Source organism: Rhodococcoides kroppenstedtii (assembly GCF_900111805.1).
In the GTDB taxonomy this organism is placed as follows: domain Bacteria; phylum Actinomycetota; class Actinomycetes; order Mycobacteriales; family Mycobacteriaceae; genus Rhodococcoides; species Rhodococcoides kroppenstedtii.
In genome coordinates this window covers 64,075-90,062 of the sequence record NZ_FOJN01000012.1, presented here as the reverse complement: position 1 = coordinate 90,062, position 25,988 = coordinate 64,075, and the positions used below count along the sequence as shown (strand labels likewise).

Genomic DNA, 25,988 nt, shown 5'->3' with positions numbered 1-25,988 from the left:
CGGAACGGGCACGGTGATCCGTCGTCCTCCGGTGCCGCCTCAGGTGTCGACCGAGTCCTCGCCGGACCGCTTCCGCTGCGCCACCGCGTCCTCGTCGTCGACCTCGGGGCTCCATCTTCGTCCGCCTCCGCCCGCCCGTCCGACCGGTCGGACCCCGCCCGGCGGGTGCTCCGCGACCTGGCGGACGCGGTCGGTCGGTATCGTCCCGGCAGCGTCGTGGCGTGGCATCCCGCCGACGCGGCGGCGGCGACACTCGCGCTCGCCTCGACCGGTGACGGTGCTGCCGACCGGATGCCCCCGACGGGGTCTCCGTTGCGCACGCGCCGATCCGGCGTCGACGAGGTGGCGTCGGGCCGATCCGCTCGCCCGTTGACCACCGCCGACGTCGCGGCGGCGGTGGCGCGGCTGTCCTCGATGCGCCAGACCGTCGTCGTCTGCGCGCGACCGGACGATCCCTGGTTCGAGGTCCTCGCCGGCGACGCGGACGCCGTGGTGGTGCCGGTCGTCGACGACGAGACGGTCTCGCGCGCGATCGCGCTGACCGACCTGGTGGACGCCGGGCGACTCACGGTGGTGCGCCCGGGCGGAGCGTGTGGACGCACCACCGAGGTGCGACGCCGGCTCGGGGAGGCCGGCATCCGGACCGTCCTCGACGTGACCGAGAGTGTCGAGGGACTCGACGGGGGCGAGGGGCTCCCGGGGATCGCAGCCGGCGAAGCCGACAGCGCCGACGCCGACTGGTCGCGTGCCGCGGCGGTGATCCTGCGTCCGCGACCGGCCGGTCGCGGCCACGCCTCCGCAGAACCGGTGCTGTCCTTCGAGAGCACCACGGCCACGCTCCGCGCCCGGTCGCACGGCGAGCGGGGCCGCGTCGGTCACGGCCTCGGTCGGTCGATCGGAGGCGCGCGCGGCGGACGTCGTCGCCGTTCCGTCGTTACTCCGCTCGCCACGGCAGCTGTCGTCCTGGTCGTCGGGTTGGGTGCGTCGGTCGCGCTGTTCGCGAGTGGCGGTGGCGGTGGCGGGGATTCGGCCCCCGAGTCGGCACGGACGGACGCGGCGAGCGCGTCGACGCGGGCGGACGCGGCGAGCGCGTCGACGGCCGAGGTGGTGTTGGACGGTCCCGGCGTGATCGCCCGGTTCGACGACCTCTACTACCGGGACCGGGACGCCGCCGCGGCGGCCGCGCTGTGGGACCTGCCCGCGGGCGTCGACCGTGCCGCGATGGTCGCCGACCTCCAGTCGTCCATCGACGCGGTGCAGCCGGGTACGACCCATCGCCTCGACATTCGTCCGACCAGCGCCCCGGACGTGTACGACGCCGTCCTGACTCTGATCACGCCGGACGGTCGGCAGTTCGATTTCGACCAGCAGTTCGTCGTGCGCGGCGGCGACCGCGGATTCACCATCGTGCGCAAGATCGAGTGCAGCGCAGCGTGTTCCGCGCCCACCGAAACGGATACGGAGACGGGACGATGAGACCGACAGCGACGCTGCACCGGGCAGCACCATCGCGGTGGTCCCGCGGGTTGATGCCGTGGATCGCGGCGGCGGGCCTGGTGACCGGCGGGGTGGCCGCCGTCGCGATCGGCGCGCCGACCTCGGCGCTGGCGGCGCCGTCGACGTCCGACGAGGACCCGTCCACGGCGGACCGTGACGAGATGTCGTTGTCGGAGCGGAAAGCCGACGACGAGCGCCGGTCCGGGATGACTTTCCAGGAACGGGTCATGGAAGACACCGCCCGAAACCGCGCTGCCGCCGAACGTGAGGAGGAGGAGCGCAAGGAGGCGGAGGCGCGTGCCGAGCGCGCTGCGCTCGCCGAGGCCGCCGCCGCGAACAGCCAGTCGGGCGCGGCGCCGGCCCCGGCTCCGGCGCCGTGGGTCCTGCCGCCGCTGCCGCCCTTGCCGTTCGAGGTCCCCGGACTCACCCCGCCGCCGCCTCCTGCACCGGCCGTGTCCGCGCCGTCGGCCCCGCCGCCTGCTGCCGAGGAGCCCCCGGCTCCGACAGCCGTCGACGTGCCCATCGAGCCGGCCGTCGTCGAGGAACCGGACCGGCCCGCGCCGCCGCAGTCCGGCGCGCTGGAAGAGGTACCGCCCTCACAGGACGTTCCGGAGGAGCCGGAACCGCAGCGTGCCCCCGTGCCGAGTCCGGTACCGCTACCCGCGACGCCCCAGGTCCAGACCGCCCCGTCGGCGCCGACGGGTGGGCCCGGACCGCACGGCGGGGGAGGCGCCGGTCCCGATCCCGACGCGGGCGGTCCTGATCCCGACCTGCCGGGTGGCCCCGATGGACCGGCCGATCGGGTGGCCGGCGCCGGGGCGACGTGGCCCGCGGGCGAGCGACCAGGGGAGTCGGGCAGCCGACACGCGGCTGCCGACAGACCGCCGGCCGGCGCGGAGGCCACCTGGACCGAGTCGACGTCCGGACCGTCGTGGGTGAATCCGGCTCCGTCCGGGTCCGACGACGGCGGTGGTCACGGTGCCGATCCGGGGTGGACCAACCCGACTCCCGGCTAGGGCGAGGACGGTCGCCTCAGCCCGCCACACGCGCGGAGGCCGCGCACAATGCACCCCAACCGAGTGCGACGGCGACGGCCTTGGCCCGCGTCGCGGCGTCGGGGGCCGCGACGGCGAACAGCGCCGCATCACCGAGGTCCGAGGCGACCCGCACGCCGATCGCCGTGCGCAGCGGGGTTCCTCGCCGTGCCACCACCATGGCTGCTCCGCTCGCGACGTCCCGCAACGCGAGGCCGCGCACCGCGGTGGCGACGGACGGGGAGACGAACCCGGAATCCGACGTCAAGCCGGCGGGCGCGGCCAGGGTCCGCGGGGAGGCGAGGACCACGGCGCTGTACGCCACGGTGAGAGCGCCGAGCACGCGGGGAGCGCGGGTCAGCAGGGAGGACGTCGTCGATGTCATACCCGGCGTCATACCCCGATTCGCCGTCCACTCCACCTGCCGGCCCGTCAGCGCCGGAGAACGAGGATGCCGTTCACGTCGTCGACCACGCGGTACCCGTCGTCCAGCGCGGCGCTCACCGCCCGGCGGTCGCCCTCGGCGTTCTGGGGCCAGCCCGGCGGATTCGCCTGGTCGACCAGGATCCAGTCGGGAGTGGTCGAGTCCGACGGACGCTGCGGGAAGACCGTTGTGGGGTGCGTGGCGACGAGGTGGGGCACCAGATCGTTCGACGCGGACACCCGGGCGTCGCGGGGGATGTCCGCGCTCACCTCGCGCACCGTCTCGATGCGTGGATCGACGCGCCATCCGTCGGCGGAGGCGAGCCGAGCCAAGGGTTGGAACGGCAGCGCGATCAGGGCGACGGCGGCGACCACAGCGAGCACGATGCGTTCCGCCCGCGGCGAGAGCTCGCCGCGCGTCCGCCCTCGCACGAGGGCGTCGATCAGCGCGGCGAACAGGATCGGCATGAGGACGGCGTTGTAGTGGAAGATCGGCTTCCAGAAGTTCGTGTTGTCGCTGAGGAACCGCCACGCCACCGTGGGGACGGCCACGAGCGTCAGCGGTGAGCGCAGCGCGGCGAACCCGGTGATCGCGAGCAGCAGCAGAATCGTCGCCGCACGGGAATCGCCGCTCACCAGGCCGTGGGTGGTCTCCGCGATGCCTTCGGTCAGCGGCGGCAGCTTGGACCCCTGCCCGTAGGCGTCGTCCGGGCTCAGCGCGGGCACGACGACCGTCACCGCGAGCACGGTCCACGCGGCACCCCACGCCGCGGTGGCCACCCCCAGAAGCCGGGTGCGCCCGGTGGTCCACAGCGCGATCAGGGCGCCGACGACGACCACCGTCAGGCCCATGTCCTCCTTGACCCAGACCAGTGGGAGCGTCCACGCCGCGGCGGCACGCCACCGTCCCTGCCCCAGTGCCGACATCGCGAAGGCCAGCAGCGGCACGGCGAAGGCGATCTCGTGGAAGTCGAAGTTCAGGGCCGACTGCAGTCCCCACGACAGTCCGTATCCGACGGCGACCACCAGCGCGGCGACGAACCCGAGGTCGCGGTACGCCCATCGGGTGAGGGGGACGACGCCGACGGCGAACAACACGGCCTGCGCCACCAGGAGCGTCTCGGGTGCGGGCGCCAGCGCGTAGAGCGGGGCGAGCAGCACCGTGATCGGGGAGAAGTGGTCCCCGAGGGTGTTCCATCCCGTGCCGAGCAGATCCGACGTGGGCGCCCGCCCAGCCGCGTAGGACGAGATCTGCTGCACGAAGATCCCGAGGTCGAAGCCGGACGTCCGGCCCTGGTAGTGGCCGGTCACCGAGAGTGCGGCGTAGAGCGGAGCGAGGAGCAGGAACGCCGCGGCCGGGAGAGCGACGCCGGGACGCAGCAGTCTCGCCACGGCCGAGTGCGCGCGGTCGGCCGCACCGGCTCGGGTCGCCGGTGCGGCCGCGGTGGTCGAAGCGTTCTCGAGGGCCGTCACAGCATTCAGTGTCTACACGACGATCGTGAGACGCGGCTGTGAACGACCCCGTCGCCGGGTCAGCGGCTGACGGCCTTCTTGTAGCGATGAATGGCGAGCGGCACGAAGATCGCGAGGATCAGGGCCGACCATCCGAGGGTGGCCAGGACCGGATGCTGCAGCGGCCACACGTCCGGGACCGGTGCCAACGGGCTGGTGTTGCCGAACAGATCGCGACAGGCCTGGGTGATGGCCGAGATGGGGTTCCACTCGGCCGCCACACGCAGGGGACCGGGCAGGTCCGAGCTCTGCACGAAGGTGTTGGCGATGAACGTCAGCGGGAAGATAACGATGAAGGTCGCGTTGTTGAACACCTCCGGCGTCCGGATCCACAGTCCGATCACGGCCATCACCCAGGACAGGGCGTAGGCGAAGAGCAACAGGAGTGCGAACCCCGCGAGCGCCTCGAGGAACGAGGACCGGATGCGCCATCCGACGAGCAGGCCCGTCAGCGACATGACCACCAGCGAGATCACGTTGATGAGGATGTCGCTGCTGGTGCGGCCGACCAGCACGGCCGACGGGGCCATGGGCAGTGTCCGGAAGCGGTCGATGATGCCCTTCTGCATGTCCTCGGCGAGCCCGAGCCCGGTCCACGTCGAGCCGAAGATCACGGTCTGCGCGAAGATGCCCGCGATGAGGAATTCGCGGTAGGAGGTGCCGGGGACGTCGATCGCCGATCCGAAGATGTACGCGAAGACCAGCACGAACATGATCGGCGAGAGCAGGGTGAAGACGATCAGGTCCGGAACCCGCTTGAGCTTGATGAGGTTGCGCCGGGCGATGGTGACGCCGTCGGACAGGGCGAGCAGGGGAGCGGTCATCGGACGGATCCTGTCGAGGCGGACGCCGCGGCGTCGGAATCGGCGGTGTCGTCGGCCGTGGCGCGGCCGGTCAGGGTGAGGAACACGTCGTCGAGGCTCGGCTTGGCCAACGAGGCGTCGGTGGGAATCACGTCACGTTCGCGCAACGCCAGCAGCGCGTCCGACAGCGTGATTGCACCGTCGGACGCCGGCATGGTGATTCGCCGGGACGAGGGGTCGGTGGACAGGTCCCCGGCGGTCCGGCCGAGGACCTCGGCGGCGGTGCGTAGATCGTCGTCCGAGCCGAGAGTGAGATCGATGCGAGCGCCGCCCACGCGGGACTTGAGGTCGTCCGCCGTTCCCCGCTCGATCACCACGCCGTGGTCGATGACCGCGATCCGGTCGGCGAGACGATCCGCTTCCTCGAGGTACTGCGTGGTGAGGAGCAGAGTCGTGCCCGCCGCCACCAACTCGTCGATGACGGACCACAGCTCGATGCGTGCGCGCGGATCGAGTCCGGTGGTGGGCTCGTCGAGGAACAGCACGGGCGGATCCGCGACCAGGGCGCCGGCCAGGTCGAGTCGACGGCGCATGCCACCGGAATACCCCTTGACCGGGCGATCGCCCGCCTCCACGAGGTCGAACCTCTCGAGCAATTCGCGCGCGCGGGCGGCGCTGCGCTTGGCTCCGAGATGGTAGAGCCGCCCCACCATGTCGAGGTTCTCGAAGCCGGTGAGGTACTCGTCCACCGCCGAGTACTGCCCGGACACGCCGATGCGGGATCGCAGCTCGGCCGCGTCCTTCACCACGTCCAACCCGGCCACGGTGGCCGTGCCGGCATCCGCCGTCAACAGGGTGGTGAGAACACGAATGGTGGTGGTCTTGCCCGCGCCGTTGGGGCCGAGCAGCGCCATCACCGTCCCCTCCTGGACCTCGAGGTCCAAGCCGTCGAGCGCGTGAACGTCCCCGTAGTGTTTGACCAGCCCGGTGGCCACGATGGCCGGTCCGGAGTCTCCCCGTCTGCCCATGTTCTCCCCTTCTCGCCCGGTTCTCGCCTGGTTCGCGCCGACCTACCTACGACTGACTCCGGCCGACCGCGGAACTCATCGCACCACGAGCCACCGACACGATTCGCCCCACGCGGACCCCGGGCCGGTCCCCCGGGGGTGCGTCGGTGGTTTGAGGAGGGAACGGGTGCGGCTATTCGACCGTCACGGCCGGGTGCGGTGGCTCTCGCCTCCGACTCGGCGTTCGCAGGTAGACGACAGAACGGGGTTCGCGGTGTCCGAGTACGACTACATCATCGTCGGGGGCGGCATGGTCGCCGACAATGCCGCGAAGGGAATTCGCGAACAGGACCCGGACGGGTCCATCCTCGTCGTCGGCAACGACGTCGACGCCCCGTACACCCGTCCCGCGCTGAGCAAGAAGCTGTGGACCGACGAGGAGTTCACCACGGACAAGGTGCCCCTCGGTACCGAGGAGACCGGCGCCACCGTGGTCACGGGCACCACCGTCACCGGACTGGACCGGAACGCCCACACGGTCACCACCGACGCCGGCGACACCCACACCTACCGGTCGCTGCTGCTCGCGACCGGCGCCGCACCGACGCAGCTCGACCTGCCGCCGTCGGAACGCGTCGTGTACTTCCGGACGTTCGCCGACTATCGACGCTTGCGGGCTCTCGCGTCGGAGGGCACGCACGTCGCCGTCGTCGGCGGAGGGTACATCGGCACCGAGATCGCCGCCGCGCTCTCGCTCAACGGCGTGACCGTCACGCTCGTCACCAGCGACGACGTCGTCGGCGGGCACATGTTCCCCGAGACCCTCGCGCGCGAGTTCCACCAGAGCTTCGTCGACCACGACGTGACCATCCGCACGGGCGTGAAGGTGTCCTCCGGTGAGCAGTCGGGCTCGTCGGTCACCCTGACGCTCGACGACGGATCGACGCTCGACGCGGACGCCGTCGTCTTCGGTCTCGGTGTGAAGCCCAACGTCGACCTCGCCGAGCAGGCCGGACTCGACGTCGACAACGGGATCGTCGTCGACGAGTATCTCCGGACCGCGGATCCCGACGTCTACGCCGCCGGCGACGTCGCGAACTATCCGGACGCGATCCTCGGGCGTCGTCGCATCGAGCACGTCGACAACGCCAACGAGATGGGAACGACCGCGGGCCGCATCATGGCCGGCTCCACCGATCCCTACACCTACACGCCGTACTTCTACTCGGACGTCTACGACAACGGCTATCAGGCCGTCGGGACGATGAGCACCGAGCTGACGACCGTCGAGGACTGGAAGACGCCGGGCAAGGAGGGCGTCGTGTACTACCTCGACGAGAACTCCGTGCTGCGCGGGGTGCTCATGTGGAACGTCTGGGAGGGCCTCGACGAGGCCAAGGAGATGTTGAAGTCGGACGCGCCGCGCTCCCGCGAGGACCTCGTCGGCGCACTGTGACCTCGGCCGGGTGCGGCGGGGCGCCGCACCCGGGCCGAGCTCAGTCCTCGATCAGCGACGGCGCCCGGCGCAGGTCCTCCACCGAGACCGCACGACCGGCGCTGTCCGCCAACGGGATTCGCCAGTTCTCGTACTGAGTCTCGTCGGTCCCCGGCTGATTCTGGATGCGGTGCTCGCCGACCATGTCCACCAGGGCCACCCCCAGCAGCCGTGACGGACTGCGTTGGATCAGGTGGTGCAGCGCGGCGACGGTCTCGGCCGTCGAGGCGTCGTCGGACAGCAACCCGTGCCGACGTGCCAGGTCCAGCACCGACTCTCGCTGCGCCTCGTCCTGCTCCCGCTCGGACTCGACGTCACGCTCGAGCAGGCCCAATCGCGCACGCAGGTCGATGTGCTCGCCCGCGAGATACCCGGCGGTGGGCGGGAGGTCGTGGGTGGTGACCGAGGTGAGGCAGAGTTCGCGATACTCGGCGGGATCGATCGGACCGTCGTCGTCCCGTTCGAACCACAGGATGGACGTTCCCAGAACGCCTCTCGACGCCAGGTACTCCTGCACGACCGGCTCGAACACGCCGAGATCCTCGCCGACCACCACGGCGCCCGCGCGGTCCGCCTCGAGGACGAGAATCCCGATCAGGGCCTCGTGGTCGTAGGTGACGTACGTGCCCTCGGCCGGCGTCGCCGCGTCGGTCGGAATCCACCAGAGGCGGAACAGGCCGAGAATGTGGTCGACCCGGAGACCACCGGCGTGCTTGAGCACGGTGCGCAGCATGTCGCGATACGGCGCATACCCCAACTCGGCCAACCGATCCGGCCGCCACGGCGGCTGATTCCATTGCTGGCCCTGCTGATTGAAGTCGTCGGGCGGGGCGCCGACCGTGACGCCCTCGGCCAGAGCCGATCCCAGCGACCACGCGTCGGCACCGCCCTGCGCGACGCCGACGGCGAGGTCGTGCACGACGCCGATGTCCATGCCGGCGCGGTGTGCGGACTCCTGCGCGTCGGCCAGCTGCTCATCGCAGATCCACTGCAGCCAGCAGTGGAAGTCGATGCGGTGCGTCAGTTTCACCTGCTGCCGCTCGACCCACGGGGTGCGCGGCCCGGCGGCCTTGGTCCGCCACCGCTCGTCGGACGGCGACAACTTCTCGGTCAACGCGCACCAGGTGGCGAAGTTGTAGAGCCCCTCGCCCTCCTCGCGACGGAACTCGGCGAACGCCGCTTCGCGGGCGGGGCTGCGCGGCACCAGGAACACGGCCTCCAGGGCACGCAGTTTCGCGCGGAAGGACTTGTCCCGGTCGATCGAATCGGTGCGAGTGTTCGCACGGTGCAGGCGACGGGCGGCGTCGCGAATCCGCGCGTACTTGTCCCGCGGCAGCATGGCCGTCTCCCGGATGTTCTCGACCCGGATGTAGAGCGGGTTGACGAACCGACGGGTGGTGGGGAGATAGGGCGAGGCCTCGATCGGCGGGCGCGGCGCGGCCGCGTGCAACGGGTTCACCAACACGTAGTCCGCGCCGTGGTCCTCGCCGAGGATCGACGCCATGTCGGCCAGATCCGCGAAATCGCCGACGCCCCAGGACCGCGGGGACCGGACGGAGTACAGCTGCGCCAGGACGCCCCAGCGTTGCCGGTCGGCCAGTGCCGCGGTGGTGGACAGCACGGGCGGGGTCACCACCAGGGTGCACGTCGACGGCTCGTCACCGTCCACGTCGGCGATCAGGGTGTGCCACCCGGGCTCGAGGTCGGTGGGCAGGGCGAAGGTCGCGCGACCGACGAGCGCGCCGTCGATCTCGCGGGGGTCGACCCACACGTCACGTTGCTGCGTCTCGCGGCGCTCGCCGCTCTCGGTCTCGATCGACAGCGTCACCGACCGCCCGTGGGGAACGTGCACCGGCACGTCGCGGTCCGTGCCCGCCACGGTGACGACGGACGGTGGCAGGGTGCGCCGCCACGGGGCCTGCTCGTGCGCGGAGATGGCGGCGTCGGCCGCGTCGTCGTCGCTCGCGTCGACGTCGAGCGCGCCGAGCACCGCGCGCAGGGTGGATTCGGCGACGTCGCGACGGGTCTTGTCCCATCCTTCGTACGAAGTCGCGACGCCGTGGAGGTCGGCGAGCGTGCGGAGGCGATCGATGTCGGTCACCCGATCGATCGTAGAGGCGGTGCGCGGTCGGGGCGTCATCCCGGGACCGAGGGCCGCGGTGGACCGGTGATGCGTCCACGGTCTGGAACGATGGAGAGGTCCGACGAACCCGGTTCGGCTTCCAGCGAGGTGTGACGCATGCCCGGTGATCCCACCGACGATCGCGCTCGACGCGCGGACACGGTCCGCCGCATCGCGGAGTCGGCCCGCATCGACGCGGTCCACGAGCCGCTCTCCGATCGTGCGGCGCTGCTCTACGCGCTGGGTCGGGTGGACGACACCGTCCGGTCCGTCGCGCTCGCGCGGTTGCGCGCCGGTCGCCGCTTCCCGGCCATCGGGGGCTTCGCGGCGCTGCGTCCGCTGGTGCGGGAGCTCGACTGGATCGAGGAGCGGCTGTCTCATGGCCGCGCGGGTCCGACGCGGGTGGCGCTGATGCAGCGAAAGGCGCTGTTGTCTCGGCGTCTCGGTGGTCTGCGGACGCGATTCGTCATGAGCTCGGCCCACTACGCGACGGGCGTGCGGGCGATCCGACGGGACCGACGCGACGGTCTGCATCTGGACGTCGATCAACGCACCGCGCTGTTCGAGGCACTGTGCCACACCCCCGCCCCGCTGGGGGCCGGCCCCGGTCCGCTGGGTCGGGCACGGGAGATTCTCGGTGGCCTGGCGGCCGACCGGCTCGAGCCGGTGCACGAGCGCGGTGCCGCGCTGGCTCGATCCGTGGCGGGAATCGACGTCGACCGCTTCACGGACCGGTACGAGACCATCGGTTTCCTCGCCGGCACGTACCACGACCGCATTCTGGGTGCGCGCATCTGGCACACCGACCTCTTCGCGGTGGCGCGGGCCCAGCTCGACCCCGGCCTCGAACTGGTCGGCATCGCGGTCGACGTGGTGGCGCTGGCGACCCTCGACGCGGACCTGACCGCCGCGTTCGAGGCGCAGGGCGACGCGATCGACGACGAGGGCCGTCGCGAGATCCTCCGTCGCCGCGGCGATCTCATCCCGGTCTGGGACCAGGTGATCGACCGCGTCGCTGCCCTGTCCCGCGTGGTGGACGAGATCGCCGTCGCCGAGGTCGAGCACCGCTCGCTGGACGTCCTCGCGCAGACGGCGGGATTGGACCGCCGCATCGAGGACCTCCTGGGTCGCTCGGGCGACCGCGAGATCTCGGCGGACAACACCCATTCCGTGTCCGATCAGATCTCGCGCGATCAATGGTGAGAACCCGATCGGGCGGAATCCCACCCGAGCCCCCCTTCCGAATGATCGGATAGAGCGGTCGGCTCCGATCCACGAGCCGACGATCGGAGAGGACCCCACCGCCCATGCCCGCTGTACTCGAACGCGCACGCATCGTCGCCCCACCGGGGTGGAGTCGATGGCTCGTCCCGCCGGCCGCGCTCGCCATCCATCTGGCGATCGGTCAGGCCTACGCCTGGAGTGTTTTCAAGGCCGCCATATCGTCCGACACCGCACTGGGATTGAGCGGCACCGCCACCGCGCTGCCCTTCCAGCTCGCCATCGTCATGCTGGGCCTGTCGGCGGCCGTCCTCGGCACCAAGGTGGAGGTCCACGGTCCACGCTGGGCCATGAGCATGTCGCTGCTCTTCTTCTGCTCCGGTCTGCTGGTGTCGGCTCTCGGCATGTCGATCGGACAGTTCTGGCTCGTCGTCCTCGGGTACGGCGTGATCGGCGGCATCGGCCTCGGAATCGGCTACATCTCCCCGGTGTCGACGCTCATCAAATGGTTCCCGGACCGGCCCGGAATGGCCACGGGCATCGCCATCATGGGCTTCGGCGGCGGCGCCCTGGTGGCGTCCCCGTTGACGACGAAGCTGCTGTCCGCCTACGGCGGCAACACGACGTCGTCGATCGCCACCACCTTCCTCACCCTCGGCGTCGGCTACGCGATCTTCATGGCACTCGGGGTCGTCCTCATCCGCGTGCCCGCGGACGACTGGCGGCCCGCCGGATGGACCCCGCCCGAGCCGAAGGAGGGCGAGCACAACCAGCGTGTGTCCGCGGCGAACGCCGTGAAGACGCCGCAGTTCTGGCTCCTGTGGATCGTGCTGTGCTTCAACGTGACCGCGGGTATCGGCATCCTCGAGCGCGCCGCCGGCATCTACACCGACTTCTTCCCGGATCCGGCCGCCCCCGAATCCGTCGCGGCGGCCGCGGCCGGCTTCGTGGCGTTCCTCTCCCTGACCAACATGCTCGGCCGCTTCGTGTGGTCCTCGGTGTCCGATCTGGTGGGCCGGAAGAACATCTACCGGATGTACCTGGGGGTGGGAGCGCTGCTCTACCTGTACATCTCGCTGTTCACCAACAGCAACAAGGTGCTCTTCCTCGTCAGCGCCATGGTCATCCTCTCGTTCTACGGCGCCGGCTTCGCGACGGTGCCCGCCTACCTGCGCGACCTGTTCGGGACCTACCAGGTCGGCGCCATCCACGGCCGCCTGCTCACCGCCTGGTCCGTCGCCGGGGTGCTCGGACCGCTCATCGTCAACGCCATCGCCGACCTGGGTGAGGCGGGCACCACCGGCCGCTACGTACCGGCCTTCGTCACGATGATCGTGTTGCTGTCCATCGGGTTCGTCGCCAACGAACTGATCAAGCCCGTGGATCCGAAGTACTCGGAAGCTGCTCCCACCCGCGAGGAAGGTGTCCGCACGTGACCACCGAAGAACGCTCGAGCGCGCCGTCCTCGGCCGTGTCCGTTCCCGTCGTCGTGGTGTCCTGGCTGTGGGTCGGCGTGCCCTTCGCCTGGGGTCTGTACGAGCTGATTCTCAAGGCGAAGAACCTGTTCGGTGGGTGACGGGGCGGGCCGGCCGCGACCGGATCGCGGGCCGCGTCTGTGGCCGCGACCCCCGATCCTGCCGCGACCGGTCCTGCTCGACCAACGCTGGGAACGACTGCTGTTCCTGCACTGGCGCGTCGACACCGACCGCGTGGCACCGCTGCTCCCCGCCGGTGTGGTGCCCGACGAGTTCGACGGGTCCACCTGGGTCGGCCTGATCGGCTTTCACATGGTGGGGGCCGGACCGGGCTACGGTCTCCCGGTGCCGTACCTGGGCACGTTCGGCGAGATCAACGTCCGCCTCTACAGCCGGGACGGCGACGGTCGCCGCGGCGTCGTGTTCCGGTCGTTGGAGGCGACGCGGCTCGCCGTCGTCCTGGGAACCAACCTCGCCGGCGTGCCGTATCGCTTCTCGCGCATCGGGATCGCCGACGACGGCGTGGTGTTCGGCTACGCGAGCAGTCGCCTCGCGCCGCCGCATCGCGGCGCCGCCACCGACTTCGCCGTCCGGCGCGGTTCCCGTGACCGGAGCGACGATCCGCTCGCGGTGTTCCTCACCGCCCGATGGGGCATGCACACGGCCGTCGCGGGCCGACCGATCTACGTGCCGAACACGCACCGGCGCTGGCCGCTGTACGACGCGGAGGTGGTGCGACTGCGCGACGACCTGGTGGCGGCGGCGGGCCTGCCGGGCGTCGCGAACCGGCCGCCGGACTCGGTGCTGTGGTCGCCCGGTGTACGGACTCAGTTCGGGCGCCCGTTCCGGGTGACGCCGGCCTGACGCGGGTCGCGTCACTCCAGCTCAGACGAGGCCGTGCCGCGGTGGGTGGGCGCCGGTGAGGGCGTAGCGCCCGACGTGCTGAACCTTCCACCGCGACGGATCGTGGAGGGTGTGCGTCCGGGCGTCCCGCCACAGGCGGTCCGTGCCCGACGACGCTGCGGCACTGCGGGTTCCGCCCGCGTCGAACAGTGCGGAGCTCGTCTCCAGTGCTGCCCGGGTGGCCACCACCTTGACCGCGGCCACGGCGATCGAGGCGGCCGCGGCCGCATCGGGGTCGACGCTGCCGGGGTCGTCGGCACGGGCGTCCTCGGCGCGATCGATCGCCTCACCCGCCTCGACGAGCAGGGCCTCCGCGGACCGTACCGTGATCTCCAGGTCGCCGAACTGCTGGAGCAGCAACGGATCTCGGTCCGCCGACGCCACGGCCGCGTCCACCGGGGGACGCGCGGACGCCACCGCGCCTCGCGCCGCGTCCATCGCGGCCCGAGCGAGGCCGACGTCGATCGCGGCGTGGACGAGCTGGGCTCGGGCGCCGTAGGTGGTGGCGTCGTCGAAGATCGCAGAGTACGGAATCACCGCGTCGGCAGGAACGACGACATCGGTCAGCGTCACGGTGCCCGATGCCGTCGTCCGTTGCCCGAGACCGTCCCAGTCGTCCGAGATGTCGATGCCGGGAGTGTCGACGGGCAGGTACGCCAGCACCTTGCGGCTCTGCGCGTCCGGCGCACGATGGTCGCCGACGACGCCACGCACCACCAGCCAGTGCGCCAGCAGGGCTCCGGTGCAGTAGTACTTGGTCCCGGTGGCCCGTAAGGAGCCGTCGGGCTGCGGCGCGAACGAGGTGTGGTCGATTCCCACCGTCGGTGTACCGCGCTCGCTCTGCGCGTTCGCGAAGCGACGCCCGGCCAGAGCTTCGCCGAACCACCGCTTCTGCTGCAGGTCGGTGCCCGTCCGGCGCAGTGCGTCGAGGAACGTCAGATGGCTCTGCGGAATCTGCGCGACGCTCGCGTCCCCACGGGCCAGCGTCGCGAACACCCGTGCCACCGTCCGGGTGGACACCGGGCGACCGCCGAACCGGGCGGGCACCGTGATGCCCAACAGGCCCGAGTCCGACACCGCGTCGAGCTCGGCGCGCGGGAGGACGCGGTCACGGTCGCGGGCCGCGGCGCCCGTCGCGAGGACCGCCCGCACCGCCTCGGCCGCGGCCAGCGCGCCGGCGTCGTCGAGCAGGGGTGGCGTCATCGCGAGGCCGGGAGGAACGGAGTGTGCGCGGCCCCGGTCTGCTGTGCACCCGCCGTGAACAACCCACGACGTCGCAGGATCGGCAGGACGCCCTCGCCGAACCAGTACAGCTCCTCGAGGTGGGGGTAGCCGGAGAACACGAATTCGTCGATACCGAGGGCCGCGTACTCGGCGATCCGGTCGGCCACCTCCGTGTGGCTGCCGACGAGCGCCGTGCCGGCACCGCCGCGCACCAGCCCGACGCCGGACCAGAGGTTGGGGGCGATCTCGAGAGCCCGCGGGTCCTTCCACGACCCGTCGCGTCGACTCTCCTCGTGCAGCGCGAGCATCGAGCGCTGACCCACCGACTCGCTGCGAGCCAGGTTCGCCTGCGCAGTGGCGACGGTGTCCTCGCCGAGGGCGTCCACCAGGGCGCCCGCCTGCGCCCAAGCGTCCTCCGCGGTGTCGCGGGTGATGACGTGCAGACGGATTCCGAAGCGCACGGTCCGCCCGCGCTCGCGGGCGAGATCGCGGATCCAGGCGATCTTGGCCGCCACCGCCGCCGGGGGCTCGCCCCAGGTCAGGTACACGTCGGTGTGGTCGGCGGCGACGGGACCGGCCGCCAGGGACGAGCCGCCGAAGTACAGGGGCGGGATCGGATCCGGCAGGAAGGGGAGCGACGCGTCCTCCACCTGGATGTGGGTGCCCTGGTGGGTGACCGATTCACCCCGCCACAGTCCCCGCACGACGGTGAGGAACTCGTCGGTGCGGGCGTACCGTTCGTCCTTGCTCAGGTGGTCGCCGTACTGCCGTTGTTCGTGCGCCTCGCCGCCGGTCACCACGTTGAGCAGCAGTCGGCCGGGCGCGTGCCGGGAGAAGGTCGCCGCCATCTGTGCCGCGAGCGTCGGACTGATCAGGCCCGGGCGGAAGGCGATCAGAAAGGCCAACTTCTCCGTCTCGCGGGCCACCATCGCGGTGGTGAGCCACGCGTCCTCGCACCACGCCCCCGCGGGTGTCAGGGCGCCGGTGAAGCCGAATTCCTCGGCGGCCCGGCCGATCGAGGACAGGTAGCCGATGGTCGCCCGCCGGTCACCACTGGCCGCGCCCGCCCGGCTGCCGTGACCGCCGCCCACGATGGATCGGCTGTCGCCGTACGTGGGCAGGAACCAGTGCAGGGCCAGGGAGGGCGGAGGAGTCGCGCTGTCGACAGTCACTCGTCCGACGCTAGGAGTGCAGGCGCGCCGAGCCCACGGTTGTGCTCGCCGCGATTCGAACCCCGGCGCGAACCACGAACCCGGTGTTACGACCGCGCGATCAGCAACGGCACCCGGGTCTCCGCGTCGGTCAGCGACCCGTGATGGCCCAGCAGCGCGGACTGATTCGGCTCGGCCCCCGACCGCACCACGGCACCGGATCCGCGGGCCAGCGTCAGTACGTCCCCGATCGTCCGAGCGACGGCCGGCCGGACCGGCCCGAACCACCCGCGGCCGATCGCCTCGTCGCGGTCGACCACCAGGTAGTCCGTACCCAGCGTCTCGCGCCAGCGCTGCGCCACGTCGGCGGCCGCACCCGGGCGAGCGAAGACGTGCCGCGCCCGCGGTTCACCCGCGATCATCGTGACGTCCAGCGACAGCGCCGGGGTGGTGTCGACGTCGACACGCTCCTCCACGTCCGCCATCCCGTGATCCGCCGTGACGACCAACGCCGCGTCCGGCGGCAGCCGCGAGACGATGGCCTCGACCATCGAATCGACCTGCCGCAGTTCGTGACTCCAGGCATCCGACGACGGGCCACGGACGTGGCCGGTGAGGTCCAGCTCCGACCAGTACGAATACACCACCGAGCGGTCACCTCGGTTCAGCGCGCTCAGCGTGCGCGCCACCAGATCACCCGCCGACACCGACGCCGCGAAGTCGCCGCCGCGCAGCACCGCGCGGGTCAGTCCCGACTCCCGTTGATAGGACGGTGCCACCCGGGTGACCGCGATCCCCGCCGCCGACGCCCGCTCGAACACCGTCGGGTGCGGTTGGAACTCCTCCGGCACGAGGGTGGACAACAAATCCGACGAGCCCTTCCCCGACCGGCCTCCGGCCTGCCCGTCCTTCCCCGACCGGCCTCCGGCCTGCCCGTCCTTCCCCGACCGGCCTCCGGCCTGCCCGTGCAACCGCCAGTGCAGTGGGTTCATCGGCCGGTCGTACCCCTCGACCGCCGTCAGGTAGCCGACGATGCCGTGCTGACCCGGCGGGCGGCCGGTACCGAGCGAGGCGAGGCTGGTGGCCGTGGTGGACGGGAAGGTCGACGTCCACGTCTCGCCGCTCATCGACGACAGCATCGGAGCGTGCTCCGCCCGCGCGGCGAGCTGCTGTGCTCCCAGTCCGTCGATCAGGAGAACGCACACGCGCCGGACGCCGGCGAGGTCGAGTGACGGGGCGACGTCGTTTCCCGTCACCGCCCCGAGCACGGCGGGTAACAGATCGGACAGCGTGTTCTCCCCGTAGCGGGGCACCGACATCACCGGGGAGACCATCGCTCCGACGTTACCCGGGCGTTCCGCACCGACCGGCTCAGTCGAAGAGCGTGTCACCGACACCGCCCGTCGGGTCGACGCCACCGAACAGGTCGAGCTGCACCGTCGGCGAGCCGTCCCTCGCCTCGGCGACGAGTCGCCTGTGCGCGGCGGTCAGGAGCGCAGCCGTCACCCGCCACACGCGAGCGTCGAGCCCCGCGGACGCGGCCACTCGCTCGTCGTCCCACACCGTCCGGGTCAGGGACTGGTTCTCGCAACCGCGGGCGAGAGAGAGCAGGTCGGCGATCCGCGTCCGATCCCCGCCGCACAGGGCGAGGACCTCACCGACGCTCACGTCCGCACCGCGCTCCCACACGGCCTCCGCGAGCCGGCACAACGACTCCGGCAGCAGGGGCGTACGGCCCTCCGGTTCGGGCGTGACCACGCCTGTGCGGTCCAGGTAGGGCCGTGCGCCCAGAGCCGTCACGACGTCCTCCGCCGTCTCGGCGACGAACTTCTCCATCACCGCTAGCATGTCGAGCACGTGCTGGGGGACGAACGGCACGACCGTCACGTCGACGGTGGCCACCACCCGATCCTCGTCGAGTACGAGTTTGACGTGCGGCCACCGACGGTTGACGTCGGCGATCACCCGGGCAGCGTGCACGGTGTCCGCGATGCCCGCGGCCACCGGGGCGAGAATCTGCACGAACGGTGCGTCCTCGGTGGGGCACAGGTACAGCCAGGCGGGACCGAGCCGGAACGGGTAGTCGCCGTCCTCGTCCGCGTCCGGAAGAAAGCCGAGCAGGTGCCGCAGGGTGGCCTCGACCAGGGCGCGACGGCCGGCGGCGTCTGCGGTGCGGACGGCGACGAACGGATCGAACGCCGGCGCGGACTCGGCGACCGTGCGACCGATGCCGCACACCTCCGCATCGGCCCGCCCGGCGACGGTGAGGAAACTGGGGTGCGGCACCTGCCAGACGTCCCGCAGCACGCGCACACACGCGTCGGCCGCGCGGTCCGCGTACCGGTGGCTCAGGTCGAGGTACCAGTTGACCGGTATCGACGCGTCCTCTGTGTCGTCGGGTGCGGCGCCCGCGTCCTCCGCGGTGCGAGGAGGCGCGTGGAATCCGAGCTCGGTCAGAAGCGCGGAGCCGAACGACGTCCAGGCTCGGTGCGGAGCGAGGTAGTCGTCGGAGAGCACCTCGCACCGCACCACCGACTCGTCCCAGCCGTGGAACTGCACACACGGCGGTGCGGGATCCGACGGTGTGCGCGGGCACGTGACCAGCAGCGTGTCACCCGCCGCCAGAGCCGCCACACCGTCGGCGAGCAGGGCGCGGAAGGTCACCCAGGCGCTGTGCGTCGCGCCGTCGAGCGTGTCCACCTCGTTCATGCCGCGACCGTAGCGGTGACCACCGACACGATCGCTCCGTCGCTCGTGACCGGCCGGCCGATCAGGCTCCCGCGACGAGATCCCGGTATTCGGGATTCGTGTCCACGAAGTGCCGAACGTAGCTGCAGCTGGGGACGACGCTCAGGCCGGCCGCCCGCGTGTCGTCGAGGGCGTCACGCACCAGCACGGCCGCCAGCCCCCGCCCGCGGAACTGCGGCAGCGTCACGGTGTGGTCGAAGTCCCGCGACCCGGCGCCGGGACGGTACTCGGCGTACCCGGCGACCTCGTCGCCGACGAGGATCTCGAAGCGGTGCCGGTCGGCGTGGTGCTCGACGCGGGTGGTCTCGTCCGGTTCGGCCATGGCCCGAATCTACTCGCCCACTCCTCTGCGGGGACCGATCACGCGGTGCGCAACGACGCAAGCAACCGACGCTCGTACTCGGCGAACTCGGGCGTGGTCACGCGGTCCGCTCCGCGGGGACGGGGGAGAGTCACCGTGACGTCGTCGACCACCCGCGCCGGTCGGGGCGAGAGAACGACGACGCGATCGGAGAGGTGCACCGCCTCCCGCACGTCGTGGGTGATCATGAGCACCGTCCACCGGTACCGCTGCCAGACGTCCTCGAGCCAGTCCTGCATGGCCGACCGCGTGATCGAATCCAGCGCGCCGAAGGGCTCGTCGAGCAGGACCACCTCGCGCCCCTGGACCACCGTGCGCAGGAGGGCTGCCCGTTGTCGCATGCCGCCGGACAGCGCCGCGGGCCGTGCGTCCTGGAACCCGTCGAGTCCGAACGCGGGAAACAGCTCGTTCGCGGTCTCCCGTGCGCGTGCGGCGGGCACGCCCTGCACCTCGAGGCCCAGCGCGGTGTTGGCGAGGACGGTCCGCCAGGGAAACAGCAGGTCCTTCTGCGGCATGTAGGCGCAGGGCGGGGCGTCCACCGATCCGGTGTCCGCGCGGTCGAGTCCGGCGATCACGGAGAACAGGGTGGACTTCCCGCAGCCGCTCGGGCCGAGGATCGAGACGAAGCGGCCCGCCTCGACGGCGAGATCGATGCCGTCCAGGACGGGGCGGCCGTCGAATCCCTTGTGGACGTTCCGCAGATCGACCACGGGGTCGGGCGGGGTCACGATGCCTCCTGAACGGCCCAGGGCGCGACGATGCGCTCGACCACGTAGGTCGACAGGAACAGCGCGATCGAGCACAGCGCCGTGACGACCACCGCCGCGAGCACCAGATCGGTGCGGAACGCGTTCTTCTGCTGGCTCATGTAGATGCCGAGACCGCTGGTGGCACCGACGTATTCGGAGAACACGGCCCCGACCACCGCGTACGTGATGCCGATGCGCAGCGACGTGAAGAAGCGCGGGACGGCCGACGGCAGGCGCACGTACCGGAACTGCTGACGACGCGAGGCGCCCATGCTGCGCAGCAGACGGTCGGATTCGCGGTCGGCCGAGGCGAATCCCTCGATCAGACCGACCGTCATCGGGAAGAACGTGACCAGGGCGACGACGAGCAGCTTCGGGAGAATGCCGAATCCGAACCAGATGATCATCAGCGGTGCGAGCGCCACGATCGGCAGCGTCTGCGAGACCACGAGCAGGGGAACGACGGCGCGACGAAGCTTCGGCGAGAAGTCCACCGCGGTTGCGATGATCCACGAGACCACCAGGGCGAGTGCGAAACCCAGCAAGGTCACCTGCAGAGTCGACGCGGCGTGACCCGCGATCACGTCCCGCGCGGCCCACCCCTGCGCGGCGACTCGGCTCGGGGCCGGGAGGATCCGCGGCGAGACGCCGGCGAGGCGAACGTAGCTCTCCCACACCGCGATCAGAGCGACCACGAGGATCAGCGACGGCGCCCATCGTGTCGGGTGCAGGCCCACCGTCCGTCGCGACGTCGACGGACCGGTGGGCCTGCTCACCGCCCGCTCAGTCGGCGAGATACTCATCGGTGAAGTACGTCGACCAGTCCGGTTCCTCGGCGAGCGGTGCCCCGTCGGGTCCGGTGAGCACGCCCGCCTCGTAGAGGAACCGCGAGTACCCGGACCACTTGTCCAGCGTCTGCGTGCCCACGCGTCCGTTCTCGTCGCGGAGATACCGTTCGGAGAGGATGCGCTGGCTCTCCCGGACGAGGTCTTCGTCGGGGAAGGCGCCCGGGTTGGCGTCGATCAGTTCCTGCGCCGCGGCGTCGGGGTTCTCCGCCGCGAAGGCGTACCCGCGCTGCAGTGCCTGGACGAAAGCTCGTGCCCGGTCCGGGTTCTCGGCAAGCCAGTCCTCGTTCCCGTCGATGACGATGGCATACGAGTCGGGGAAGCCGTAGTCCGTGTAGTCGAAGTACTTCATCGGCGTGCCCGCGCGCTCGGCTTCGAGGCCCTCCCAGGCGAAGTAGGACACAGTGAAGTCCGCTTCGCCGGCGTACACGGCCTCGTATGCACTGGTGCCGAGGACGACGGTCTCGAACTCGCCGGTGCCCCCGTCGTTCCGGATGACCTCCGCGAGGGAGGCCGACTCGCCCGCGTCGCCGAATCCGGCGTAGGTCTTGCCGTCGAGATCACGCGGTGACGCGATGTCGGGACGGTCGGCGCGGACCCCGATCCCGGTGGCCCAGTGCTGGAGCGGCGCCATCACCGAGACGATGTTCGCGCCGGCGGCCTTGGCGTGGGTGGCCGAGCTGTGGAAGCTGACGCCGAACTCGGCGTTGCCGGAGTCGACCAGGGTGTCGGGCGACGTCGAGTTGTAGGGGAGCACCTCGACGTCGAGACCGGCGTCGGCGAAGTAGCCCTCCTGCTGGGCGACGAAGAACCCGGTGTGGTTGGTGTTGGGCGTCCAGTCCAGTGCGAACCGGACGGTGTCCGCGGACGCGCCGGCCGACGAGCACCCGGCCAGGGTGGACGCGAGAATCAGGGTGGCGGCCGCTGCCGCGCGCGCCCTCACGCCGCGGGCCACGGCGTGGTGTGCAGGGCGGTGTCCCAGAACAGCAACTCGTACCGGAGTGCGACGACGAAGGCGCGGGTCATCCGCGCGCGCTCGTCCGGCCCGGCGCCGCGCGCGGCGGCGTCGACCACCTCGCGAGCGCGGGCCGCGGAGACCTGGAAGTCCTCGGCGTCGTAGGTGGTCACCCACCGTGCGTAGGGGTGGTCGGGATCGGCGGCGAGCACCTCGCGCGCCGACGCCGCGAGCGTACGACCCACCTCGGCGTAGATCCAGAAGCAGGGCAATGCGGCGGCGGCACCGACGGCGTAGCTGTCCGTCGCGGCGGTGGCGGTGAGGTAGGAGACGTAGCCGAGGCAGGCGGGGCTGTGCTCGAGCGAGGTCGGTGCGTCCCCGAGCCGCGGGTCGCCGAGCAGGTCGGCGTGCAGCGACTTCTCGACGGTCACGGCCGTGGCCGCGGACGTCGCCCAGAACGCGCCGTCCACCGGATCGGGCGCGCGGGAGGCGAGCAGCGCCAGCGCCTTCGCGTACCCCTCGAGGTACAGCCCGTCCTGCTCGATGTACGTGCGGAAGCTCTCCACCGGGAGGGTGCCGTCGCCGAGTCGGCGCAGGAATTCGAGACCGTCGATGGCGCGGCGCAGGTCGGCCGTGACGTCCCAGAGGTGGTCGGTGAAGCGCGTCGACTCGCCCGGTGGTGCGGGCAGCGGTGTTTCGGGCAGCGTGGTGTGCGGCATCGCCGGACATCCCTTCGTCAGAATTATCTGCATCAGGTTCGCGGGTGTCATCTCAGCCTCGCCGCGGTCGGCGAAGCACCCCGTGTCGGTACGCCGCGACAGTAGCACCGCCCCGCGTGCCCGAACACCGGTCCCGGAAGCGAACGAATCCGCGGCCCCGACGTGCGGGACCGCGGATTCGGTGAGCGGAGAGCGGACGACAGAGGAGCCGTCAGAACTTCATGTCCTCCAGTTCGAGGCCCTTGGTCTCGGGGATCTTCGCCTTGACGAAGAAGAACGAGACGGCGGCGAAGAATGCGAACCCGCCGTACACGATCGACAGTCCGACCCATTCCGTCAGCTGCGGGAACATCAGCGAGATGACGAAGTTCGCGACCCAGTTGGCTGCCGTGCCGATACCCAGGGCCATCGCCCGCATCCGGTTGGGGAACATCTCGCCGAGCAGGACCCACATCACCGGACCCCAGGTGGCGGCGAAGAAGACGACGAAGAGGTTGGCACCGATCAACGCGACCACACCCCACGGCTCGGGCAACGAGACGTCGTCGCCGCTGCCGATCTGCTGGGAGAACGCGACCGCGGCCAGGAGGAGACCGACGAACATGCCGATCGACCCGGCCATGAGGAGATTTCGGCGCCCGATCCGGTCGACGAAGAGAATGGCGACGAACGTCATGACCACGTTGATCACGGAGGTGATGACGGAGGTGGTGAACGACTGGGACTCGCTGAACCCCACGGACTTCCACAGGGTGGTGGAGTAGTAGAAGATCGCGTTGATGCCGACGAACTGCTGCAGGACGGCCATGATGATGCCGATCCAGACCAGCGGCTGGAGTCCGAAGCGGGGGCCGCGGATGTCGGCGAACGACGACTGCTTCTCCTTGCGGAGGGTCAGCCGGATCTCGTGGATGCGCTCGTCCGGATGCAGTTCACCGGTCACCTCGGCGAGAACCCGCGCCGCTTCCTCGTCGAGATGCTGCCCGACGAGGTAGCGCGGGGACTCCGGAATCAACAGCGCCAGAACGCCGTACACCACCGCGGGCACGACGCCGACGATGAACATCCAGCGCCACGCCTCGATGCCGAACCAGTAGTCGTTCGACGCGCCGCCGGCGCTGTTGGCCAGGACCGCGTCCGACAGCAGTGCCGCGAAGATGCCGACGGTGATGGCCAACTGCTGCAGGGACGCCAGGCTTCCGCGCATGCGCGCCGGGGAGATCTCGGCGATGTACGCGGGCGCGATCACCGAGGCGATGCCGATGCCCAGACCGCCGAGCACGCGCCACACCATGAGGTCGGGCACGCTGAACGCGAGGCCCGATCCGATCGAGGAGACGATGAACAGGAACGAGCCGAGCAGCATCACCTTCTTGCGGCCCCACCGATCGGCCAGTCCACCTGCGAACCAGGCCCCGGCGGCGCACCCGAGCAGCGCGATGGCGACCGTGAACCCGGTGAGGAACTCACCGAGGACGAAATGGCCCTGAATGGCGTCGACCGCACCGTTGATGACGGAGGAGTCGAAACCGAAGAGAAAGCCGCCCACCGCCGCGGCCACGGTGACGCCGATGACTTTCGCGGTGTGGTTGGCCGAAGCCTGACTGGTCATTGGCGTACCCGTTTCTGACGACTGTCGTGGTCCGTTCTCGGACACTACGCCGCTGCTGTTCCCCGTGGTCCGAGACTCCCACCGGGTGTCGATCGCGGGTTTGGATTCGGGTCGCGGGGTCAATCCGCCCGCGGTGAGGACGACGCTGCGACGACGCGGACAGGCCACGGCGGACACCGCCTGGGAGCGCTACGCCGACATCTCGTTGTGGCCGACGTGGGCGCCGCAGATCCTCGGGGTCGACGCCTCCACCGACCGACTGGCGGTCGGTACCACCGGCACCGTGAAGGGACCGGTCGGCATTCGCGTGTCCTTCGAGGTGCTGGCAGTCGACGAGTCGGCCCGTACATGGGCCTGGCGGGCGTGGATCGGCGCGCGAAGTGCCGGTCTGACCCTCGAGCACGGAGTGGAAGCGCGGGGCACCGGGTCCTCGACCTGGCTCACGGTGGACGGTCTCGCCCCGATCGTGCTGGCCTACTCGCCGGCCGCGTATCTCGCGCTCGGTGGCCTGGTCCGGCCCTGAGCGGGCCGGGTAGCGTCGGCCGGGTGCCGCAGAGCGAGAGCACCCGGGTGGTCGCCTGTCCGTTCGGCCGCGTCCGCGGCGTGGTCCGGGGCGAGGTGGTCTCCTGGAAGGGGATCCCGTACGCCGAGCCGCCCGTCGGCGAGCGCCGCTTCCGTCGGCCGGGCCCGCCGGTCTCGTGGGACGGCGAGCGTGACGGGTCCGCCTTCGGTGCCATGGCGCCGCAGGGGCGCGGTGGACCGGTCCCGATGGACGCCACCCTGCCCATCGACGAGGACTGTCTGACCCTCAACGTGTGGGCTCCGGTGCCCGACGGCGTGCTCCGGCCGGTGATGGTGTGGATCCACGGCGGCGCCTACTCCCTGGGGTCCTCGGCCCAGCGCATCTACGACGGCCATCGCCTGTCGCACCTCGGCGAGGTGGTGGTGGTGACGATCAACTATCGGGTGGGCGCGCTCGGCTGGCTGGATCTGTCGGACCCGTCGCTCGGCGGCGACCGCTTCGACACCAATCTCGGCCTCCGGGACCAGATCGCCGCCCTGACCTGGGTTCGCGAGGCGATCTCGGCGTTCGGCGGCGACCCGGAGAACGTCACGATCTTCGGCGAGTCCTCCGGGGGCGCGTCGGTGACGACGCTCATGACCTCGCCCCCGGCGGCCGGTCTGTTCCACAAGGCCATAGCCCAGAGCGCGCCGGCCACCTCCGTCTACGGGCCCGAGCGTGCCCGCACCGTCGCGGAGCGCTTCCTCGAATTGGTCGAGCTGAGTCCGGATCGGGTGGAGGAACTCCGCGACATGCCGGTCGAGCGGCTCGTCGAGGCGTCGGACCTGCTCGTGTACGAGATCCCTGAGAAGGTACCGGGCACACTGGGATTGGCGCCGGTCGTGGACGGTGACGTGGTGCCCCGGTACCCGGTGGCGGCGTTCCAGAAGGGTTACTCGCACCCCGTTCCTCTGATCATCGGGTCGAACAAGGACGAGGCCTCGGTGTTCCGGCTGATGAAGTCACCGCTGATGCCGGTCACACCCGAGACGGTGGCCACCATGTTCGAGGCCATCGCCGCCGACCATCCGGATCTCTCGCCCGAACGTGTCGCCGAGATCATGGCGGCCTATCCGGACCTCCCGAAGAGCGCTGCGGCGCTGGCCTTCTCGCGGGATGCGAGCGCCGGGGCCGCGGCGCTCTCCCGAGACGCCGGCTTCCGGATGCCGAGCCTGTGGATCGCGGACGCGCACTGCCGCCGGTCCCCGACGTTCGTCTACCGCTTCGATCACGCGACACCGGTGCTGCGGGCGGCCCGTATCGGTGCCGGCCACGCGACCGAACTGCCCTACGTCTTCGGGAATTTCGGCACGTTCGACCGTGATCCGACGTTCTGGCTCGGTGGACGCAGAGCAGCGCAGCAGATCTCCCGGCGGGTGCAGCGACGCTGGGTGGCGTTCGCCTGGCACGGGGTCCCTGCTGCGCTGGACGGCTCGAAACATTGGGCGCCCTACGACTCTCGTCGGCGAACGCTGCTCATCGACTCGCGGGACTCGCTGGCCCTGGACCCCGACCGCGAACTCCGCGAGGTGTGGGGCGACGAGGTCCTCGGCTTCAGCTGAGCGCTGGT

Annotated in this window: 24 protein-coding genes; 9 read left to right on the top strand and 15 right to left on the bottom strand. The window is 70.9% G+C overall.

Annotation, left to right across the window (positions count from 1 at the left end):
* Positions 1–216 precede the first annotated feature (216 nt).
* Both BMZ18_RS14285 and BMZ18_RS14280 read left to right on the top strand, forming a co-directional pair.
* Positions 217–1,476, top strand: coding sequence for a DUF8176 domain-containing protein (locus tag BMZ18_RS14285; protein WP_139203979.1), 1,260 nt, complete (start codon positions 217–219; stop codon positions 1,474–1,476).
* Positions 1,473–2,513: a hypothetical protein gene (locus BMZ18_RS14280; protein ID WP_139203978.1), complete on the top strand. Its 1,041-nt coding sequence runs from the start codon at positions 1,473–1,475 to the stop codon at positions 2,511–2,513. The genes BMZ18_RS14285 and BMZ18_RS14280 overlap by 4 nt, the downstream gene beginning before the upstream one ends.
* 16 nt (positions 2,514–2,529) lie before the next feature.
* On the opposite strand, the gene BMZ18_RS14275 is transcribed toward BMZ18_RS14280, so the two are convergent.
* The 4 genes from BMZ18_RS14275 to BMZ18_RS14260 are packed head-to-tail and all read right to left on the bottom strand — an operon-like array spanning position 2,530 to position 6,297.
* Positions 2,530–2,916 carry a hypothetical protein gene (locus BMZ18_RS14275; protein WP_068360977.1) on the bottom strand — a complete coding sequence of 129 codons (387 nt, stop codon included), beginning with the start codon at positions 2,914–2,916 and terminating at the stop codon, positions 2,530–2,532.
* A 47-nt stretch (positions 2,917–2,963) separates the two neighbouring features.
* A complete protein-coding gene (locus BMZ18_RS14270) occupies positions 2,964–4,427 on the bottom strand; it encodes a DUF2079 domain-containing protein (protein ID WP_244516540.1) in 1,464 nt (487 codons plus the stop codon).
* Between the two features lie 59 nt (positions 4,428–4,486).
* On the bottom strand, positions 4,487–5,290 hold the full coding sequence (locus tag BMZ18_RS14265) for an ABC transporter permease (protein WP_068099832.1): 804 nt from the start codon (positions 5,288–5,290) through the stop codon (positions 4,487–4,489).
* Positions 5,287–6,297 carry an ATP-binding cassette domain-containing protein gene (locus tag BMZ18_RS14260; RefSeq protein ID WP_068360979.1) on the bottom strand — a complete coding sequence of 337 codons (1,011 nt, stop codon included), beginning with the start codon at positions 6,295–6,297 and terminating at the stop codon, positions 5,287–5,289. Before BMZ18_RS14260 ends, BMZ18_RS14265 begins: the two co-directional genes overlap by 4 nt.
* Before the next feature lie 253 nt (positions 6,298–6,550).
* Between BMZ18_RS14260 and BMZ18_RS14255 the strand changes: the two genes are divergently transcribed.
* Positions 6,551–7,732 carry an NAD(P)/FAD-dependent oxidoreductase gene (locus BMZ18_RS14255; RefSeq protein ID WP_074922263.1) on the top strand — a complete coding sequence of 394 codons (1,182 nt, stop codon included), beginning with the start codon at positions 6,551–6,553 and terminating at the stop codon, positions 7,730–7,732.
* Positions 7,733–7,772: 40 nt separating this feature from the next.
* Here the strand turns inward: BMZ18_RS14255 and malQ are convergent, their stop codons facing one another.
* The gene (gene malQ / locus BMZ18_RS14250; protein ID WP_371828506.1) at positions 7,773–9,911 is read right to left on the bottom strand and encodes a 4-alpha-glucanotransferase; all 2,139 of its coding nucleotides are present in this window, start codon (positions 9,909–9,911) and stop codon (positions 7,773–7,775) included.
* Between the two features lie 99 nt (positions 9,912–10,010).
* Here malQ and BMZ18_RS14245 point away from each other — a divergent pair, with 99 nt between their 5' ends.
* The 4 genes from BMZ18_RS14245 to BMZ18_RS14235 all read left to right on the top strand — a co-directional run bounded on the left by BMZ18_RS14245 (position 10,011) and on the right by BMZ18_RS14235 (position 13,453).
* Positions 10,011–11,096 (top strand): hypothetical protein, encoded by a 1,086-nt coding sequence (locus BMZ18_RS14245; RefSeq protein ID WP_068360985.1) that lies wholly within the window; start codon positions 10,011–10,013, stop codon positions 11,094–11,096.
* A gap of 104 nt (positions 11,097–11,200) precedes the next feature.
* On the top strand, positions 11,201–12,550 hold the full coding sequence (locus tag BMZ18_RS14240; protein ID WP_068360987.1) for an OFA family MFS transporter: 1,350 nt from the start codon (positions 11,201–11,203) through the stop codon (positions 12,548–12,550).
* Complete coding sequence (locus BMZ18_RS19775) at positions 12,547–12,690, top strand: MFS transporter small subunit (RefSeq protein ID WP_156511591.1); 144 nt, start codon at positions 12,547–12,549, stop codon at positions 12,688–12,690. Before BMZ18_RS14240 ends, BMZ18_RS19775 begins: the two co-directional genes overlap by 4 nt.
* Positions 12,683–13,453: a YqjF family protein gene (locus BMZ18_RS14235; RefSeq protein ID WP_244516539.1), complete on the top strand. Its 771-nt coding sequence runs from the start codon at positions 12,683–12,685 to the stop codon at positions 13,451–13,453. The genes BMZ18_RS19775 and BMZ18_RS14235 overlap by 8 nt, the downstream gene beginning before the upstream one ends.
* Before the next feature lie 21 nt (positions 13,454–13,474).
* Here the strand turns inward: BMZ18_RS14235 and BMZ18_RS14230 are convergent, their stop codons facing one another.
* From BMZ18_RS14230 to BMZ18_RS14185, 10 genes are all read right to left on the bottom strand, one after another.
* Positions 13,475–14,695 carry an SfnB family sulfur acquisition oxidoreductase gene (locus BMZ18_RS14230; protein ID WP_068360990.1) on the bottom strand — a complete coding sequence of 407 codons (1,221 nt, stop codon included), beginning with the start codon at positions 14,693–14,695 and terminating at the stop codon, positions 13,475–13,477.
* Entirely contained in the window at positions 14,692–15,888 is a 1,197-nt protein-coding gene (locus BMZ18_RS14225) for an LLM class flavin-dependent oxidoreductase (protein ID WP_068360993.1), read from the bottom strand. Before BMZ18_RS14225 ends, BMZ18_RS14230 begins: the two co-directional genes overlap by 4 nt.
* A gap of 86 nt (positions 15,889–15,974) precedes the next feature.
* Positions 15,975–17,201: an alkaline phosphatase family protein gene (locus BMZ18_RS14220; RefSeq protein WP_068360994.1), complete on the bottom strand. Its 1,227-nt coding sequence runs from the start codon at positions 17,199–17,201 to the stop codon at positions 15,975–15,977.
* 37 nt (positions 17,202–17,238) lie between these two features.
* Entirely contained in the window at positions 17,239–18,576 is a 1,338-nt protein-coding gene (locus BMZ18_RS14215; protein ID WP_068360995.1) for a T3SS (YopN, CesT) and YbjN peptide-binding chaperone 1, read from the bottom strand.
* Positions 18,577–18,637: 61 nt separating this feature from the next.
* Entirely contained in the window at positions 18,638–18,937 is a 300-nt protein-coding gene (locus BMZ18_RS14210; RefSeq protein WP_068360996.1) for a GNAT family N-acetyltransferase, read from the bottom strand.
* Between the two features lie 38 nt (positions 18,938–18,975).
* Positions 18,976–19,704 (bottom strand): ABC transporter ATP-binding protein, encoded by a 729-nt coding sequence (locus tag BMZ18_RS14205; protein WP_068361001.1) that lies wholly within the window; start codon positions 19,702–19,704, stop codon positions 18,976–18,978.
* The gene (locus tag BMZ18_RS14200; RefSeq protein WP_371828505.1) at positions 19,701–20,501 is read right to left on the bottom strand and encodes an ABC transporter permease; all 801 of its coding nucleotides are present in this window, start codon (positions 20,499–20,501) and stop codon (positions 19,701–19,703) included. Before BMZ18_RS14200 ends, BMZ18_RS14205 begins: the two co-directional genes overlap by 4 nt.
* 7 nt (positions 20,502–20,508) lie before the next feature.
* The gene (locus tag BMZ18_RS14195) at positions 20,509–21,525 is read right to left on the bottom strand and encodes an ABC transporter substrate-binding protein (RefSeq protein WP_074922262.1); all 1,017 of its coding nucleotides are present in this window, start codon (positions 21,523–21,525) and stop codon (positions 20,509–20,511) included.
* On the bottom strand, positions 21,510–22,244 hold the full coding sequence (locus BMZ18_RS14190; RefSeq protein ID WP_068361007.1) for a TenA family protein: 735 nt from the start codon (positions 22,242–22,244) through the stop codon (positions 21,510–21,512). Before BMZ18_RS14190 ends, BMZ18_RS14195 begins: the two co-directional genes overlap by 16 nt.
* 211 nt (positions 22,245–22,455) lie before the next feature.
* Positions 22,456–23,901, bottom strand: coding sequence for a sugar porter family MFS transporter (locus BMZ18_RS14185; protein ID WP_280141994.1), 1,446 nt, complete (start codon positions 23,899–23,901; stop codon positions 22,456–22,458).
* Positions 23,902–23,989: 88 nt separating this feature from the next.
* Here BMZ18_RS14185 and BMZ18_RS14180 point away from each other — a divergent pair, with 88 nt between their 5' ends.
* Both BMZ18_RS14180 and BMZ18_RS14175 read left to right on the top strand, forming a co-directional pair.
* Positions 23,990–24,379, top strand: a complete 390-nt coding sequence (locus BMZ18_RS14180; RefSeq protein ID WP_068105121.1) for an SRPBCC family protein — start codon at positions 23,990–23,992, stop codon at positions 24,377–24,379.
* A 23-nt stretch (positions 24,380–24,402) separates the two neighbouring features.
* The gene (locus BMZ18_RS14175; RefSeq protein ID WP_068361012.1) at positions 24,403–25,980 is read left to right on the top strand and encodes a carboxylesterase/lipase family protein; all 1,578 of its coding nucleotides are present in this window, start codon (positions 24,403–24,405) and stop codon (positions 25,978–25,980) included.
* The last annotated feature ends 8 nt before the right edge of the window (positions 25,981–25,988 follow it).

What these genes read in the sequence shown, in the direction of transcription:
- BMZ18_RS14280 (WP_139203978.1), top strand. Translation starts at nt 1,473, where the DNA reads ATGAGACCGACAGCGACGCTGCACCGGGCAGCACCATCGCGGTGGTCC.
- BMZ18_RS14275 (WP_068360977.1), bottom strand. Translation starts at nt 2,916, where the DNA reads ATGACATCGACGACGTCCTCCCTGCTGACCCGCGCTCCCCGCGTGCTC.
- BMZ18_RS14265 (WP_068099832.1), bottom strand. Translation starts at nt 5,290, where the DNA reads ATGACCGCTCCCCTGCTCGCCCTGTCCGACGGCGTCACCATCGCCCGG.
- BMZ18_RS14260 (WP_068360979.1), bottom strand. Translation starts at nt 6,297, where the DNA reads ATGGGCAGACGGGGAGACTCCGGACCGGCCATCGTGGCCACCGGGCTG.
- malQ (WP_371828506.1), bottom strand. Translation starts at nt 9,911, where the DNA reads ATGACGCCCCGACCGCGCACCGCCTCTACGATCGATCGGGTGACCGAC.
- BMZ18_RS14245 (WP_068360985.1), top strand. Translation starts at nt 10,011, where the DNA reads ATGCCCGGTGATCCCACCGACGATCGCGCTCGACGCGCGGACACGGTC.
- BMZ18_RS14240 (WP_068360987.1), top strand. Translation starts at nt 11,201, where the DNA reads ATGCCCGCTGTACTCGAACGCGCACGCATCGTCGCCCCACCGGGGTGG.
- BMZ18_RS14230 (WP_068360990.1), bottom strand. Translation starts at nt 14,695, where the DNA reads ATGACGCCACCCCTGCTCGACGACGCCGGCGCGCTGGCCGCGGCCGAG.
- BMZ18_RS14220 (WP_068360994.1), bottom strand. Translation starts at nt 17,201, where the DNA reads ATGGTCTCCCCGGTGATGTCGGTGCCCCGCTACGGGGAGAACACGCTG.
- BMZ18_RS14215 (WP_068360995.1), bottom strand. Translation starts at nt 18,576, where the DNA reads ATGAACGAGGTGGACACGCTCGACGGCGCGACGCACAGCGCCTGGGTG.
- BMZ18_RS14210 (WP_068360996.1), bottom strand. Translation starts at nt 18,937, where the DNA reads ATGGCCGAACCGGACGAGACCACCCGCGTCGAGCACCACGCCGACCGG.
- BMZ18_RS14190 (WP_068361007.1), bottom strand. Translation starts at nt 22,244, where the DNA reads ATGCCGCACACCACGCTGCCCGAAACACCGCTGCCCGCACCACCGGGC.